The 14,962-nt window shown below is 72.5% G+C and carries 14 protein-coding genes; 5 read left to right on the forward strand and 9 right to left on the reverse strand.

Going from position 1 to position 14,962, the window contains the following annotated elements; genetic code table 11:
• Positions 1–128: 128 nt before the first annotated feature.
• Entirely contained in the window at positions 129–917 is a 789-nt protein-coding gene (locus C6C15_RS04975) for a MoaF C-terminal domain-containing protein (RefSeq protein WP_105949427.1), read from the reverse strand.
• 815 nt (positions 918–1,732) lie between these two features.
• Positions 1,733–2,689 carry a helix-turn-helix domain-containing protein gene (locus tag C6C15_RS04980; RefSeq protein WP_025103869.1) on the reverse strand — a complete coding sequence of 319 codons (957 nt, stop codon included), beginning with the start codon at positions 2,687–2,689 and terminating at the stop codon, positions 1,733–1,735.
• A 104-nt stretch (positions 2,690–2,793) separates the two neighbouring features.
• Here C6C15_RS04980 and C6C15_RS04985 point away from each other — a divergent pair, with 104 nt between their 5' ends.
• Positions 2,794–3,936 carry a DUF998 domain-containing protein gene (locus C6C15_RS04985; RefSeq protein WP_234024219.1) on the forward strand — a complete coding sequence of 381 codons (1,143 nt, stop codon included), beginning with the start codon at positions 2,794–2,796 and terminating at the stop codon, positions 3,934–3,936.
• 15 nt (positions 3,937–3,951) lie between these two features.
• On the opposite strand, the gene C6C15_RS04990 is transcribed toward C6C15_RS04985, so the two are convergent.
• On the reverse strand, positions 3,952–4,809 hold the full coding sequence (locus tag C6C15_RS04990; protein ID WP_105949428.1) for a MurR/RpiR family transcriptional regulator: 858 nt from the start codon (positions 4,807–4,809) through the stop codon (positions 3,952–3,954).
• A 102-nt stretch (positions 4,810–4,911) separates the two neighbouring features.
• Here C6C15_RS04990 and C6C15_RS04995 point away from each other — a divergent pair, with 102 nt between their 5' ends.
• The 3 genes from C6C15_RS04995 (at position 4,912) to C6C15_RS05005 (ending at position 7,491) form a co-directional block, all read left to right on the forward strand.
• A complete protein-coding gene (locus C6C15_RS04995; RefSeq protein WP_105949429.1) occupies positions 4,912–5,802 on the forward strand; it encodes a BadF/BadG/BcrA/BcrD ATPase family protein in 891 nt (296 codons plus the stop codon).
• Complete coding sequence (gene murQ / locus C6C15_RS05000) at positions 5,792–6,724, forward strand: N-acetylmuramic acid 6-phosphate etherase (protein ID WP_105949430.1); 933 nt, start codon at positions 5,792–5,794, stop codon at positions 6,722–6,724. Before C6C15_RS04995 ends, murQ begins: the two co-directional genes overlap by 11 nt.
• 104 nt (positions 6,725–6,828) lie before the next feature.
• Positions 6,829–7,491, forward strand: a complete 663-nt coding sequence (locus C6C15_RS05005; RefSeq protein ID WP_105949431.1) for an SDR family oxidoreductase — start codon at positions 6,829–6,831, stop codon at positions 7,489–7,491.
• 27 nt (positions 7,492–7,518) lie between these two features.
• On the opposite strand, the gene C6C15_RS05010 is transcribed toward C6C15_RS05005, so the two are convergent.
• Entirely contained in the window at positions 7,519–9,507 is a 1,989-nt protein-coding gene (locus tag C6C15_RS05010) for a primary-amine oxidase (RefSeq protein WP_105949432.1), read from the reverse strand.
• 102 nt (positions 9,508–9,609) lie between these two features.
• Entirely contained in the window at positions 9,610–10,194 is a 585-nt protein-coding gene (locus C6C15_RS05015) for a TetR/AcrR family transcriptional regulator (RefSeq protein WP_105950761.1), read from the reverse strand.
• A gap of 66 nt (positions 10,195–10,260) precedes the next feature.
• Between C6C15_RS05015 and C6C15_RS05020 the strand changes: the two genes are divergently transcribed.
• Positions 10,261–10,791, forward strand: coding sequence for a hypothetical protein (locus C6C15_RS05020; RefSeq protein WP_105949433.1), 531 nt, complete (start codon positions 10,261–10,263; stop codon positions 10,789–10,791).
• Between the two features lie 22 nt (positions 10,792–10,813).
• On the opposite strand, the gene C6C15_RS05025 is transcribed toward C6C15_RS05020, so the two are convergent.
• Genes C6C15_RS05025 through C6C15_RS05040 form a run of 4 tightly spaced genes read right to left on the reverse strand, consistent with a single transcriptional unit; the run spans position 10,814 to position 14,962 of the window.
• Positions 10,814–12,031: a multidrug effflux MFS transporter gene (locus tag C6C15_RS05025; protein ID WP_231919587.1), complete on the reverse strand. Its 1,218-nt coding sequence runs from the start codon at positions 12,029–12,031 to the stop codon at positions 10,814–10,816.
• Positions 12,028–13,011 (reverse strand): alpha/beta hydrolase, encoded by a 984-nt coding sequence (locus C6C15_RS05030; protein WP_105949434.1) that lies wholly within the window; start codon positions 13,009–13,011, stop codon positions 12,028–12,030. The genes C6C15_RS05025 and C6C15_RS05030 overlap by 4 nt, the downstream gene beginning before the upstream one ends.
• Positions 13,008–13,979, reverse strand: coding sequence for an alpha/beta hydrolase (locus C6C15_RS05035; protein ID WP_105949435.1), 972 nt, complete (start codon positions 13,977–13,979; stop codon positions 13,008–13,010). The genes C6C15_RS05030 and C6C15_RS05035 overlap by 4 nt, the downstream gene beginning before the upstream one ends.
• Positions 13,980–14,002: 23 nt before the next feature.
• On the reverse strand, positions 14,003–14,962 hold the full coding sequence (locus C6C15_RS05040) for an aldo/keto reductase (RefSeq protein WP_105949436.1): 960 nt from the start codon (positions 14,960–14,962) through the stop codon (positions 14,003–14,005).

The following is a 14,962-nucleotide window of genomic DNA, read 5'->3' on the forward strand; positions in this document are numbered from 1 at the left end:
GCCTGTCGAGGGTGGGTCCCGGAGCCTGTCGAGGGTGGGTCCCTGAGCCTGTCGAAGGTGGGTCCCTGAGCCTGTCGAAGGGGGGTCCCTGAGCCTGTCGAAGGGGGGTCCCTGAGCCTGTCGAAGGGTCAGACGGGCTGCGCGTCGGGGTAGGCGACGGCGCCCAGGGGGTAGATGTGTCCGCCGGCGCGGGAGTGCTCGGACTCGCCGTCGCCGTTGAGTCCGAGGAAGATCCCCGTCGTCATGAGCTGGTAGCCGAGGTCGTGGAGCCAGACGCTCGCCACCGCGATGCGGAACTCGCGGAAGCAGAACAGGTAGAGGCCGTCCGCGAACTTCCACACCGTGGAGAGGTCCATGTCGCCGTGACCGCGCTGGACGCCCTCGAGGCACTGCCACGCGTAGCGCTGGCTGGACACGTAGACGTGCTCGTACAGGTGGTGGGGGCTGTAGCGGTAGATGTTCCGCTTGCCGATGAGGTCGCGGCTCGGACCGGGGACCTCTCCGGTGGCGGGGCCGGCGTCGGTGGTCGCGGCCCAGAAGTCCTGTCCGACCTGCGGGGTGCCCTCGACGGCCTCCGCCGCGATGCGGGAGCGGATGACGGTGGCGCGGTGGGTCGTGGTGGAGAACACGACGGTGAGGGCTTCACGCTCGCGGGTCTCGAAGGGGATGTTCACGAAGACGACGTCGTCGCGCACGCGGACCGCGTCATACGGGTCGCGTCCCGAGGAGCTCAGTCCCTCCCAGGTCACGGAGTCCTCGTCGAAGCGGAGCGCGAGCGTGGTGTCGTCGTCGAGGGTGAGCATGAGCGCGGTTCCGGCGAGCGTCGTGTTCGGCAGGCGGAACGTGTCGATGCCCGCGGCGAAGTCGTCGTACGTGCGCCATTCGTCCAGAGCGGGGTCGGTGGAGATGTCGGTCATGAGGGTCCTGACGTCGCACACGGCGGGGCCTCGTCGCCCCGGGCACCGCGTCGTCGCGATGCGCTTGCCTCATGCTCCGGCCGGCCCGGGGGAGCCCTCAAGCGCGCGGAGTCCATCCCGCGCCGAGAGTCAACCGGCGTGCCCTCCCGGGCAAGCCCGCCCCCGCGGATGCCCCGTACCGGTCCCGTCCCCGCGGCAGCCCCGCCTTCCGGTCACGTCCGCGGATCCGCCCCCGGCCCTCCGTGCGGGATCAGAAGCGCCCCTGCCGGACGCGTTTGGGGTGCGTTCCTGATCCCGCACGTGCGTCCCGCCTGCGGCCGCCCCGGCGCGGGACGGAAAACGCCCCTCCCGGACGCGTGTGCGGCCCGTTCCTGATCCCCCACGCGGGGGTCAGCCGTGTCCTCTGGCGCGCGGGAGTCGCGCCCTTCCGCGCACGGCGTGCCTTTCATCGGAGCGGGATCGAAAACGTCCCTGCCGGACGCGGGTGGAGTGCGTTCCTGATCCCGCACCGGCGTCCCGCGTGCGGCCGCCCCGGTGCGGGACGGGAAACGCCCCTGCCGGACGCGTATGAGGCCCGTTCCTGATCCCGCACCCGAACGCGGTGTACCTCTGGTGCACGGGAGTCGTGTTCTTCCGTGCAGGGCGTGCCGCTCGTCGGTGCGGGGTCGAAACTGCACCTGCCAAGGGCGTCTGGGGTGCGTTCTTGATCCCGCGCGCGGGGCGGGGGACGGTGCGGGATAAGGAACGTGCGCGGGGCGGGCGCTGGCGGGGCGGTTTTGATCCCGCGCGCGACGGGGAGGACAGGAACGACGGGGTCAGTGGGTGGCGCGGTACTCGCTGGGGGAGACGCCGAACGCGGTCTTGAACGCACGGCTGAAATGTGCCGCGTCGACGAAGCCCCAGCGGGCGGCGATCGCGGCGACGGGGCGGTCGGCGAGCATCGGGTCGAGGAGGTCGCGACGGCACTGCTCCAGGCGGCGGGTGCGGATCCACGTCGACACGGTCACCCCCTGTTCCTGGAACAGTCCGTGCAGGTGGCGGGTGGAGATGAAGTGCGCCGCGGCGATGGAGGCCGGACCGAGGTCCGTGGAGGCGAGGTTGCGGTCGATATGCGCACGGATCCGCTGCATGAGGGCGCGGTGCGGGTCGGCGGAGGCCTGGTCGAGACCGAGCTCCCGCGTGAACACGGTGGTCACGAGGTCGAGGGCGCTGTGCGCGAGCCGGGCTCCCGTCGTGCCGGCGAGCTCGTCGAGGTTGCCGGCGAGCTGCGTCAGGTACGGCACGACCATGCCGCCCAGCCCCTCCTGCCCGGAGATGCGGACGGCCGTGAGCTGCCCGATCATGTCCGCGGGCAGGCTGATGAGGTGCTTCGGGAACATGACCACCATGGTGCGGAAGTCCTGATCGAAGACGAGGGAGTACGGCCGATCGGTGTCGTAGACGGCGAGGTCGCCCGGCTGCAGCACGGCCTCGCGGTCGTCCTGGATGAGCAGCCCGGTCCCGGCGAGCATCAGGCTCACCTTGAAGTACGAGCGGTCGCCGCGGGCGATGAGCTCGGTCGTGCGTTCGACGACGTGCGAGGTCGCGCGGATGTCGTTGACGTGGACCTCGTCGACGGCCGCGCCCCGGATCACGCCGCGGAACTGGTCGGCGCCCGCGGAGGACACCTGCAGGGGCACGAAGGACTCGGAGACGGCGGCGCGGAACTCGCTGATGTTGCGCGCGACCAGGGTCGACACCGATTCGGCGGGGGTGGTGAGGGCACCGTTCATGACTGATCACCTCGGGCTGGTGGGAACGACGACGTTGTATACGATCCGTTCCGCGATGCTACCACCGGCGACGGCCGCGCGGGGTGCCGTCTAGGATGTGGTCCGTGAACGGCGGGATGATGTCGACGGTGGGGCAGCGGATCCGGCACGTGCTCCGTCAGGTGCGTGGACCCGCCACCTCGGACGCGGTGTTCGAAGCGACGGCGCTGATCGTCGGCGCGGCGTTCCTCCTGGTGGGATTCCTCGTGGCCCTGCCGGTGTTCTGGGGGCACCAGCTCTCGATCAGCGGCACCGGCTCGATCGGCATGTTCGCGGCGTACGGCGGTGCGATCGCGGCCGCGCTCGCCTTCGCCCTGGGGCGCCTCGCCGTGCGGGCTCCGGAGGTCGACCCCTCGGTCGCGAGGGACGGATTCGCCGTCCCCGGCGACCGGCTCCGCTGGTATGACCTCGCCGCCATCGCCTTCGCGCACGCCGCCATCGCCTACCTCGGCTGGCTCGGCATCGCGCAGCTGCTGGAGCAGAGCTTCGTCGACGCCCCGGTCTTCCCGTTCCCCGGGGCGATCCTCGTCGCGGTGGCCTTCGCGCTCACGGGGTATGTCGCCTTCCTCAGCGCCGTCGCTCTGACGCCGACCGTGCTGTCGCTGGTCCTGGCGGTGTTCCTCGTCGTCGGGGCGTTCGCGGCGATGCTGGCGTCGAGCGACGTGCACTGGTGGCGCGACAACCTGTCGGCGCTGGGCATGAGCAGCAACAGCGCCTCGGTGGCCTTCAACGTGACCCTCATCATCGCGGGGATCATGGTGACGACCATCTCCCGCTATGCGACCGCGGGGCTGCCCGTCGACGACCCGGTCGACCGCCGCGGCCGGACGATCGTGCGCGGGGGCCTCATCCTCATGGGGATCTTCCTCGCGTGCGTGGGCATCTTCCCGGTCGACGAGTTCTTCGGCCTGCACAACACGGTCGCGACGGGCATGGCGGTGGTGTTCGCGGTGATCGTCGTCGGCCTGCCGTGGTTCGTGCGCAGCATCCCGCGGGTGTTCGTGGGGCTCGGCTGGGCGTACGTGCTGGTCATCGTGCTGCTGGGGGCGTTCTTCGCGGTCGGCTACTACAACCTCACGGCGGTCGAGCTCATCGCGGCCGTGCTGATCTTCAGCTGGATCATCGTGTTCCTGCGCACCGCCGGCACGATGGGAGCCTCCGCGACGCGCGCGGACGCCCGTGCGACCCCGGAGTCGGCGCTCGACTGACGGGGCGAGGCGTCGTCAGTCGCGCAGGAGGCGCGTCGCCTGACGCGTGCGCTGCAGGGCGTCGACGGTCTCGGCGTACCGGCGCTTGGCGACGCCGATGAACAGGCAGTCCACGAGGGCGAGCTGCGCGATCCGGCTCACCATCGCCCCGGCGCGGAAGGTCGACTCGCGCACCTCGGTGAACAGCGCGTGGTCGGCGACCTGGGCGAGGGGGGAGTCCTTGACGGAGGTGACGGCCACCGTCGTCGCGCCGTTGGCGACGGCGGCTTCGAGGAACCGCACCGTCTCGATGGTCGACCCGGCGTGCGAGAACCCGATAGCGACGGTCGTGCCCACGGGGAGCACGGCGGCGGCGATCGCCTCGTGGGGGTCGGAGAGGACGTGGGCGTTGCGGCCGACGCGGAGCAGCTTGTGCGCGAGGTCCTCCGCGACGAACTGGCTGGCGCCGATGCCGTAGAGGAGGATCCGGTCGGCGCCGTCGATGGCCGCGACCGCCGCCGCCAGCACGGCGAAGTCGAGCTGACCGACGGTCTCCTCGATCGCGAGGAGTTCCAGGGCGGCGAGCTTGGAGACGGCCTCCTCCAGGGAGTCCTCGTCGGAGATCTCGGAGCCGTAGGCGCCGCGGGCGGAGAACTGGGCGGCCTCCTTGCCGAGCTCGGTGGCCAGGGCCATGCGCAGCGGGGCGTATCCGGTGAAGCCGATCGCCCGGCAGAACCGGACGACGGACGCGACCGAGGTGCGGCACTCCGTCGCGAGCTCGCTGATCGTCTTGTCGATCACGAGGCTCGGGTTCTCCCGCACGGCGGCCGCGACACGGGCCAGCGACGGGGGCAGGGTCGCAGCGGCGGCTTCGATCGTCGACTGGATGCTCACGGTATCCTCCGGAACGGCGGAACGGGATGGTAAATTCTTTTCAGCGAGTCTACGTGTTGTGTAGTCGCTTTTCTTTCTTTCCGCCGGATCCGAGGAGTGCCGATGAGCGAGACGATCGCCACCGTCGATCTCGGCAAGTCCCGCTGCCGCCTCGTCGTGCACGGCGCGGCGGCCGGGGAGCGCTCCGGGCTCGGAGCCCCGGGCCTCGCCGCGGCGGGCGGAGTGGAGGCGGCGCTCACCGCGATTCTCCCGCTGCTCGACGATGTCGAGCGCATCGACACGCTCGGCGTGGGGGCGGCCGGCGCCTGGTTCGCCCCGGAGGCGGCCGCGGAACTCGCCGCCGCGCTCGCCGCACGGACCGGCGCACGCGTGGCGGTGGCGTCGGACGTGGTCACCGCCCATGCGGGCGCTCTCGACGGCGCGGCCGGCGTGCTGCTCATCGCCGGCACCGGAGCCGTGGCGCTGGGCGTCGACCCCTCCGGTGCGCGTCTGGTCGACGGCTGGGGCCCCGAGCTGGGCGACTTCGGCAGCGGATCCTGGCTCGGCCGGGAGGCGTTGCGTGCCGTGCTCCGTGCCCACGACGGGCTGGCCGCCCCCACCGCTCTCACCGCGGCGCTCGCCGCCCCCGTCGGCCCGCCCTCGGCCGTGCAGGCCTGGCTCGCCGCCGACGGAGCCCTCGCCCGCCGCCTCGCGACCCTCGCGCCCCTCGTGCTCGCCGCGGCCGCAGACGACGACCCCGTCGCCGGCGGGATCGTGGACGAGGCCGTCCGGCTCCTCGCGGCGACGACCGCTGCGGCCGCCGGCGCGACAGCGGTCGTCGTGCTGCACGGCGGCCTCACCGACCACGACGGCTTCCGCGCCGCCCTGACCCGCGCCCTGGAGACGAGCGGCCACCGCGTCGTCCCCGCGCGCGGCGGCGCCATGGACGGGGCCCTGCTGCTGACCCGTCGCCTCGACCTCCCCCATGAAAGGTTCGTGCACCGTGCCGAATGACCCCCGTCTGACCACCCTCCTCGCCGAGCTCGCGGGCCTCGACACCGAGGCCTCCACCACCGAGCGCGGCGACCTCGACCTGCTGAGCACGACCGAGCTCGTCGAGCGCATGAACGCCGAGGACCGGCGCGTGCCCGAGGCCGTGGCCGGTCGCACGGCGGAGATCGCGGCGGCGGTGGACGGCATCACGGAGCGGTTCCGACGCGGCGGTCGCCTCATCTACATCGGTGCGGGCACGGCCGGACGCATCGGCGTGCTGGACGCGAGCGAGTGCCCGCCCACCTTCGGCACCGACCCGTCGATGGTCGTGGGGCTCATCGCGGGCGGGGAGACGGCCATCCGCTCGGCGGTGGAGAACGCGGAGGACGACGACGAGGCCGCGGCCCTCGCTCTGCGCGACCTCGACCTCACCGATCTGGACACGGTGGTGGGGATCTCGGCATCCGGCCGCACTCCGTACGTCATCGGCGGGCTGCGGTACGCCAGGGGCCTCGGCGCGCTCACGGTGGCGATCGCCTCGAACGCCGGGTCGGCGATCGGCGCGGAGGCCGAGATCGCGATCGAGGTCGTCACGGGGCCGGAGTTCATCTCGGGCTCCACGCGGCTGAAGTCCGGCACGGCGCAGAAGCTCGTCGTGAACATGCTGACGACGCTCTCGATGATCAAGCTCGGCAAGACGTACCGCGGGGTCATGGTCGACCTGCTGGCGACGAACGAGAAGCTGCACGCCCGCTCGATCCGCACGGTGTCGCAGCTCGCGGGCGTGGACGTCGACGCCGCGTCCGCAGCGCTGGAGGCCGCGGACGGTTCCGTCAAGCTCGCGCTGCTCCTGCTCGCGACCGGTGCCTCCGCCGAGACCGCGGCGGCCGCACTGGCGGACGCCGACGGCATCCTCCGCGACGCGATCGCCGCCCTCACCTGAGTCGGTCGTCGCCCTCCCCGTGGTGCGGGATGTGAAGCGCTCCTGCCCGGAACGATCGGGGCACGTTTTCGCACCCGCGACGGGCTGCCCACTAGCGTGAGGGCATGCCCCTCGCTCTCGTCACCGGCGCCGCGCGCGCGAACAGCATCGCCGCCGGCATCGTCCCGCGGCTCCGTGCCGACGGCTGGACCGTCGTCACGAGCGACCTCGACGACGCCGATCACCCGGCCGACCTCTCCACCGCGGACGGACCGGAGCGGCTGATCGCCGAGGTCGCGGAGGCGCACGGCCCGATCTCCGCGCTCGTCCTCAGCCACGCGCATGACGTCGAGTCCGGCGTGCTCGACACCACGGCGGAGAGCTTCGACCGGCACGTCGCCGTGAACGCGCGGGCGAGCCTGCTCCTCATCGCGGCCTTCGCCCGCCAGGCCGAGGACGGCGGCGCGATCGTGGCTCTCACGAGCGATCACGTCACCGGGAACCTGCCGTACGGGGCGTCCAAGGGCGCGCTCGACCGGCTCGTGATCTCCGCCGCGCGCGAGCTCGGTCCGCGCGGCATCTCCGCCAACGTCCTGAACCCCGGCCCCATCGACACCGGCTGGATGGACGACGGGACGCGCACCGGCCTCGCCGGGATGACGCCGCTCGGGCGCCTCGGCACGCCGGGCGACATCGCCGCCGTCGTCTCGTTCCTCGTCTCGGACGAGGGGCGCTGGATCTCCGGGCAGCTCCTCCAGGCCGACGGGGCCTTCTCCGCCCGCTACTGATCACGGGGCGGAGCGGCCCCGGTGCTCTCAGTGGCCGCAGGCGCAGGAGTCGCCGCCGCAGCAGGAGGCCGTCGCCGTCGCTCCGCCGTGCGCCTGGGAGGACTCCGGCACGTCCATGGCCGGGTTCTGGTCGAGGAAGCCGTAGGGCTTGAACCAGAATCCCGCGTAGTCCACGGGCATGATCGGCCAGTCCTCCGGGCGGGGGAAGTGCGTGAGCCCGAAGGTGTGCCAGAGCACCATGTCCTCGCCGTCGATCCGGCGATCATCGGCCGTGTACTCCGGGAGGCCGGCGCCGCCCTGGTGCGCGTTGGGATAGCGCCCGGCCGGCCAGATCCGGCCGTGCTCGTATCGCGTCGCCCAGAGGTGCTTCGTGGCGAAGGCCGCGCGGGCAGCGACGGACGACGCGGGGTCGGCCATCAGCAGGGCGGTCGGCTCCGGCACGAGGTGGTAGGCGGTCGGGCGGCCGACGTGGTTCGTCTGCGAGGCGCTCTGCACCTCCCACACCCGGGCGACCGAGGAGTCGGCCTCGCGTTGGGCGGCGTGCTCGGTCTCCAGCACCGTCTCCGACCAGGTGAACGCGTTGCCGAACGGGTTGTCCGACCCCATCGGCACCCGCTGCGCGTCCACCTCCACGAGGCGATTGTCCTGGCCGTCGATCGCCACGTCGAGGCGCGCGCAGAACAGGTGCTGGTGGACCGGGGCGAAGACGCCGGGGGCGAGTTCGGTCGCGTGCTTCTGGCGGACGCCCGGCTCTCCGGCACCGGCGAACACGATGCCCGTGGCCTTGGCGACGACCTCGATCGAGCCGTCCAGACCGAAGTTCCAGTAGAAGCCGTAGTCGTAGTTGCCGATGGTGGAGAAGTACGAGACGACGAAGCGCCGCGAGCGCCGCACGTCGGAGCGCCCGGAGAGGTCGGTGTGCTTCCAGAGGATGCCGAAGTCCTCCTCGTGCATGCAGATCACGTTCGGGATGCGCACCGGGTGCCCGTGGTCGTCGGCGACGTATCCGTCGAGATACCGGATCACGCCGAGGCAGTCGCAGCCGAGCTCCAGGTGGTTGGCGTTCTTGCCGAGGAGGTACTCGCCCGCGTCGAAGTAGCTGATCCAGAAGCGGCCGGGGGCGGTGTCGCCGTAGGGCACGACCATCTCCGGCACGCTCGCCCGGTGCAGGACGGAGCGCCCCTGGAACGACACGTCGTGCAGCACGAGGCCCTCGCGGGCGTTGAAGCCCACGCGCATCGACCAGCCCTCCCACTCGACGAGCGAGCCGGACACGCCGAAGCTCGGCCCCTCCGGCTGGGTGATCTCGATGGGCTTCAGCGTCGTCCGTGCCGCGCCCTGCACCTCCGGGTAGTAGTTGCCGTGTCCGGCCGGGACCGGCACGTCGCCCTCGTCCTCGACGCGGATCACGCTGTCCGAGGTGAGGTCGATGTGCACGATCAGCCCCTCGACGGGGTGCGCCCACGGGGAATCCTGCTCGTCGTATCGGAGGAAGGTGAGGGACCGGATCACGCGGCGGCCCACCTCGTCGGCCCGGCCCGTGTAGCCCGGGGCCAGGGGGGAGCAGAAGGCGAGGGCCATGTGGTCCGCCAGGCCGCGGCGGCGCATGGCCGCCTGCCATTCCGGGGACGCCTTGGCGATGGCCTCGGCCCGCTCGTACTCCTCGAAGAGGTACTGCGGCTGGCCGTAGGGCGGGGCGTCGTTGGGCACCCGCTCCTGGCGCACGACCTCGCCGCGGGTGATCGAGACGATCACCTCGGTCGCGACGCCGGTGGCGATGTCGAGCAGTGTCACGTCGACCCGGCGGTCGATGGGGGCGCCAGGGCGCCAGGCCGCGAGCTCCTCCTTCGTGGCTTCGTCGGGGAGCAGCATCGGCACGCGGGTGGTCGCCGTCAGCAGGCCGGCTGCGTCGAGCACCGCGCGGGCGGCGGCGATCTCGGCGCCGGTGAGCGGATCGAGCGGATGCGGAGCGGCGATGGGCTCGAGGGAGACGGGCTGGGGGGAGTGCGGGGACATCGTTGACCTCACTATTTTCGAGCGAACGCTCAAGAAACGGGTTGGCACGATGATACGACGGCGTGCACGGGTGCACAACCGTGCGTGTGGGCGATGTCGGGGTCAGCGTCGCCAGGGGGCGAGGATGCTGTCGAGGACTGCGAAGTGCGCCGCCGGCGTCTGCGGCTCGGTGACCTCGACGACCTGCTGGCCGTAGGTGATCGAGCGCAGGAGGGCGAGGAGGTCGCCGGTGGGGGTGTCGGGGCGCAGCTCCCCGTCGGTCGCCGCCTCGTCCAGGGCCTCCCGGATGCTGTCCTGCCATGTCGCGAGGGTCGGCGCTCCGGCGTCAGGAGTCGGTGCGAGAGTGGCCAGGCGTCCCCAGAAGCCGACGACCACGTGCGCCTCGGTGCGGGTGCGCTCGTCGACGGGGAGCACCTCGCCCATCAGGGCCCGCAGGCGGGCGAGGCCGCGCAGCCCGTCCGTCGCGGCGGCGATGCGCTCGTCGGTGCGACGGGTGACCTCGGCCGCCGCGGCGCGGACGACGTCGTCGAAGCCGTCGAAGTAGTGCCACAGGGAGCCGGTCGCGACGCCGAGCTCCTTCGCGACCGCCCGCGAGGACACGCTCTCATGACCGTCCCTGGCGGCGACGACGAGCAGCGCGTCGGCGATCTGGCGGCGACGCTCATCATGGTCGACGATGCGGGGCACGTGCTCATTGTGTCGCATCGCGACGGGGTCTCGCTTTTTTGAGCGATCGATCAATATACTTCGGCTGTGGACCTCCTGCTCCCGGCAGCATCGTGGCTGATGGCGGCGGCGGCGCTCGTGTCGGCCGGCGCCTGCCTCGCTGCCCGGCGCGCTGTGCCGTGGCAGGGGCGCCAGGCCGCGGTGGTGATGGCGGTGGGGATGCTGCTGGTGGCGACGGGGATCACAGGAGCGCTGGGTGCGCTGCTGCTCGGTGCCCTGATGCTCGTGTCCGGCATGATCGGCACGATGGGCGTCCGCGGGGCGGCATCGGCGGCCGGCTGCTGCCACCGCGCGCTCGGGGCGCTCGTGATGGCGATCTGCGCCTTCCACAGTGCCGCCGGAGCGGGGGGCCAGGGCGTGACGCCAGCGGGACACGCGGGGCACGGCCTCGGCGGTGCGCTCGGCGCGCTCCTCGTGCTCGGCACGGTCGCCGTCGTCGGGTGGACGCTCGCCGCGGCCTTGCGTCCGACGGGGCATCGGGGGCGCACCGCCCGGCTGCTCGCGGTGGAATCCTGGGCGATGGCGATCGGGGTCGTCGCGATGGGCATCGCGGGCTGACCGTGCGGTGCGACGCCCGACCTCACTCCCGCGCGGCGGGGCGGACGAACGCCCAGGCGGCGATCGCCGCGACGGCGGCGGCCAGGGTCATGGTGACCGCCATCGTGACGGCGTTCGTGCCCCCGATCCCGGCGGCTACCGGGGCGAGCACCGGGCCGAACAGGAACGAGGACATGCCGAGCAGGGCGGACGCCGTCCCCGCCCTGGCGCCGTGATGCGCGAGGGCGAGTGTCTGGCCGTTCGGGCCGCCGAGGCCCGCACACAGCATGAATCCGACGAGTGCCGCCACCACGCCCGCCACCCCCGTCCCGCTGAGTGCCAGGACGAGGAAGGTCGTGGTCGCGACGAGCGTCGCCGTGACCCCGCCGAGGTAGACGCGGAGGGGGCCGAACCGGCGCACGACCAGGCGGCTCGACTGGCTGCCGACGATGCTCGCGAGGGCGCCGGCGGCGAAGGCGAGACTGAAGCTCTGCGGGCTGAGGCCGAACTCGTCCTGCAGCACGAACGACGACATCGAGAGATAGGTGAAGAACGCCACGCCTGCACCGGCGGAGGCGCACAGGACCGCGGCGAAGAGCCGGTCGCCCAGCACGGCGCCGGCGTGCGCTCGCAGCACGCGGAGGCCTCCGCCGTGGCGCGCCTCCGGTCGCAGCGTCTCCGGCAGGAGGAAGACGACCACGAGCAGCAGGATGACGCCGATCCCGGCCAGCACCCCGAAGATCCCGCGCCAGTCCATGATGCGGGCGAGCTGGCCGCCCACCACCGGCGCGATGATCGGCGCGGTGCCCGAGACGAGGAACAGCAGCGAGAGCATACGGGAGAGCTCGACCCCCTCGAACTGGTCGCGGGCGATCGCCAGGCAGATCACGATGCCCGCTGATCCCGCCAGCCCCTGCAGGAAGCGGGCGACGAGCAGCAGCTCGATGGTCGGAGCGACCGCGCAGACCGCGGAGAGCACCGCGAACGCCGCGACGCCGATCAGCAGCGGCAGCCGCCTGCCCAGCCGGTCGCTGAGAGGGCCGGCGACGAGCTGCCCCAGGCCGAGGCCGATCATGCACGCCGACATGGTCACCTGCGCCAGGGCCTCGGTCGTGCCGAGCGAGGCCGCGAGCTGGGGGAGCTGCGGCAGGTAGAGGTCCATCGACAGCGGACCGAAGGCTTCCAGCATGCCCAGCACCAGCATCGCCCGCAGAGTGCCCATGCGGGGCCGCGGGGCGTCAGCGGCGAACGGAAGACTCATCCCTCGAGGCGCAGCACGCGGCGCAGCCAGCTCTCCCGCGCGGCCACTGCGGCCCGGGAGACCTCGGCATCGGGGGAGAACCCCGAGAAACCGTGGTAGCCGCCGGCCCAGACGTGCAGTTCAGCCTGCCCGCCCGTGGCCCAGATCCGCAGCGCGTAGTCGACGGCCTCGTCGCGGAAGGTCTCGGCGGCGCCCACCTCGATGAACGCCGGAGCGAGTCCCGACAGATCCGTGGCCCGGGCCGGTGCCGTGTACGGCGACACGCGGTCGGTGAACCGGTCGGCTCCGGCGATCGCGTCCCACGCGGTGTCGTTGTTGTTCCGATCCCAGGCGCCGAAGCCGTCGTACTGGCGGCTCGACGGGGTCTCGTTGCGGTCGTCGAGCATCGGGCAGCCGAGGAGCTGCCCGGCCAGCCGGGGCCCGCCGCGGTCACGGGAGAGCAGCGCGACCGCCGCCGAGAGCCCGCCCCCGGCGCTCTGCCCGGAGGCGATGATGCGGGAGGTGTCGATGCCGAGCTCGTCGGCGTGGGCGACCATCCACTCCAGCGCCGCGTAGCAGTCCTCCGCCTGCGCCGGTCCGGGGTGCTCGGGGGCGAGGCGGTACTCGACCGCGACGCCGACGACGCCGTGCCGCTCGGCGAGGTCGATGAGCTCGGCGGTGCCGAAGAAGCGCGTGCCGAGCACCATGCCGCCGCCGTGGATCGACAGCACCGCCGGAGCCGGGGCTGTGGGCGCCTGCGCCGGGCGCACGACGGTGATCTCGAGCTCCGGAGCACCGACGGGGCCGGGGATGACCCGGTCCTCCCAGGTCACGGCGCGACCCTCGGCCTGCACGGCCATCGGCGGGATGATCGTCGCGAAGTGGTCGCGGTTGGCGTGGATCGTGTCGGCGCGCAGCGGGATGACCTCCACGAGGTCGACGAAGGCGTCGAGTCCGGCGACGAGCTCCGGGTCGTAGGGCACCGGTTCGGGCGCGCTCATGCGGCGGCCCGCCAGATCCGTCGCAGCCAGGAGTCGCGCGCGGCGAGGGCGGCGCGGGTGATCTCGGCCTCCGGCATGTACATGTCGAAGCCGTGGGCGCCGCCGCCCCAGACGTGCAGCTCGGCCTGTCCGCCGGTCTCCCAGATCCGGAGGGCGTACATGGTGTCCTCGTCGCGGAACATCTCCGCCTCGCCGACCTCGATGTAGGCGGGAGGGAGGCCGGAGACGTCCGTCGCGCGGCTCGGCGCGGCGTAGGCCGGGGCCTCGGTGCTGAACGCGAGGTCCTCGCCGAGGACGCACGACCAGGCGAGGAGGTTCATGTCGCGCTGCCAGGTGCCGATGCCGTCGTACTGCCGACTGGAGATCGTGGTGTTGGTGTTGTCGATCATGGGGCACAGCAGCAGCTGCCCGGCCATGACCGGGCCCCGCCGATCGCGCGCCAGCAGGGCGACGGCCGCGGTGAGACCGCCGCCCGCGCTACCGCCGCCCACGACGATGCGCGCGGGGTCGATGCCGAGCTCCGCGGCGTGGGCGTGCGTCCACACGAAGGCCGCGTAGCAGTCCTCCACGCCCGCGGGGTACGGGTCCTCCGGCGCGAGGCGGTACTCGACGTTCACGGCCACGACGCCGTGCTCCGCGACGATGTCGACGACCCGAGCCGTCTCCCACGAGCGGTGGCCGACGATCATGCCGCCGCCGTGGATGTTCACGAAGCCCGGGAGCGTCGAGGTCTCGGAACCCGCGGGGCGGAAGATCGTGACCTCGACGTCCGGGGCTCCGGGCGGGCCGGGGATCACACGGTCCTCCCAGGTGATGTCCCGGCCGGCGATCACGGTGTCGTTGTCCGGGAACATCCGGTCGACGCCGTCGCGCGGCAGGGTCTCGCGCGTGAGGGCGGGCTGCGGGTTCTTCGCGATCTCGTCGAGCACGGCCTGCACGTCGGGATCGAAGGGGACGGGGATGGTCATGGTTCTCCTCGGGTGGGACGGCGTCAGGGGCCCTCGGGGTCGACGACCCCGCGGTCGGTCCAGAAGGGCTCGACGAGACGGCGCAGCTCGGCGGCGCCGATGCGGTCGACGAGCGCGGCCGCGTCGAGGTTCGCCCGCAGCTGCGCGACGCGGGAGGCGCCGAACAGGGTGGTCGTCAGGGCGGGATGGGTGAGGGTGAAGGCGATGCCGAGCTGGGCCGGGGTCACGCCGAGGTCCTCCGCGACCGCGGTGAACGCGGGGACGTCGGCGACGATCCGCTCGCGGATGCCGCCGGGGTCGCGCCCGATCTGCCGGCCGCCGTTCACCGTCCCGGCGAGGATCCCGCCCTCCAGGCAGTCCGAGGCCTGCAGCGTGAGGCCCTGCTCCCAGAGGCGTGCGAAGGGCTCGCCGTCCGGGATCGACCGCCGCGAGACGCTGTACTTGAGCTGCGCGATCTGCGGGCCGGGCACGCCTTCCGCGGCGGCGAGGTCGATCAGGGCCTGGATGCTCCCCGCCGACCAGTTGTTCACGCCCCACGCGCGGATGAGGCCGGCATCGGCGAGGGCGGCGAGGTCGAGCACGAGGTCGCGCAGGTCGAGGTCGTCGCGGCGCAGGTCGCCGAGGATCACGAGGTCGGCGTGCTCGGTGCCCACCCGCATCAGGGCGTTCTCGAGCTGCGGGCGGAAGCCGTCGGCGCCGAAGGCCTCCAGCCAGAGCTTCGACGACAGCAGCCACTCCTCCCGGCGCAACCCCGCCGCGCGCACCATCGCCGAGAAGATCACGTCGGTGAAGACGGGCGGGGCGCTGGGTGCGGAGTACACGCCCACGTCGAAGAGGTTCACGCCGCGGTCGGTGGCCTCGCGGAGGAGTGCGACCGCGTCGGCGAAGTCCATGCGGTCGTAGGTATGCCACGAGCCGAGGGAGAACAGCGAGGCGTGCAGGCCGCTGCGGCCGATCTCGCGCACGGGGAGGGGAGTGGTCAT

Origin of the sequence: Microbacterium sp. str. 'China' (assembly GCF_002993305.1) — a bacterium.
GTDB lineage: Bacteria > Actinomycetota > Actinomycetes > Actinomycetales > Microbacteriaceae > Microbacterium > Microbacterium paraoxydans.

Bases quoted from the DNA above. Each gene is read 5' to 3' on its own strand.
- C6C15_RS04975 (WP_105949427.1), bottom strand. From the start codon at position 917: ATGACCGACATCTCCACCGACCCCGCTCTGGACGAATGGCGCACGTAC.
- C6C15_RS04980 (WP_025103869.1), bottom strand. From the start codon at position 2,689: ATGAACGGTGCCCTCACCACCCCCGCCGAATCGGTGTCGACCCTGGTC.
- C6C15_RS04995 (WP_105949429.1), top strand. From the start codon at position 4,912: ATGAGCGAGACGATCGCCACCGTCGATCTCGGCAAGTCCCGCTGCCGC.
- C6C15_RS05005 (WP_105949431.1), top strand. From the start codon at position 6,829: ATGCCCCTCGCTCTCGTCACCGGCGCCGCGCGCGCGAACAGCATCGCC.
- C6C15_RS05010 (WP_105949432.1), bottom strand. From the start codon at position 9,507: ATGTCCCCGCACTCCCCCCAGCCCGTCTCCCTCGAGCCCATCGCCGCT.
- C6C15_RS05025 (WP_231919587.1), bottom strand. From the start codon at position 12,031: ATGAGTCTTCCGTTCGCCGCTGACGCCCCGCGGCCCCGCATGGGCACT.
- C6C15_RS05030 (WP_105949434.1), bottom strand. From the start codon at position 13,011: ATGAGCGCGCCCGAACCGGTGCCCTACGACCCGGAGCTCGTCGCCGGA.
- C6C15_RS05035 (WP_105949435.1), bottom strand. From the start codon at position 13,979: ATGACCATCCCCGTCCCCTTCGATCCCGACGTGCAGGCCGTGCTCGAC.
- C6C15_RS05040 (WP_105949436.1), bottom strand. From the start codon at position 14,962: ATGACCACTCCCCTCCCCGTGCGCGAGATCGGCCGCAGCGGCCTGCAC.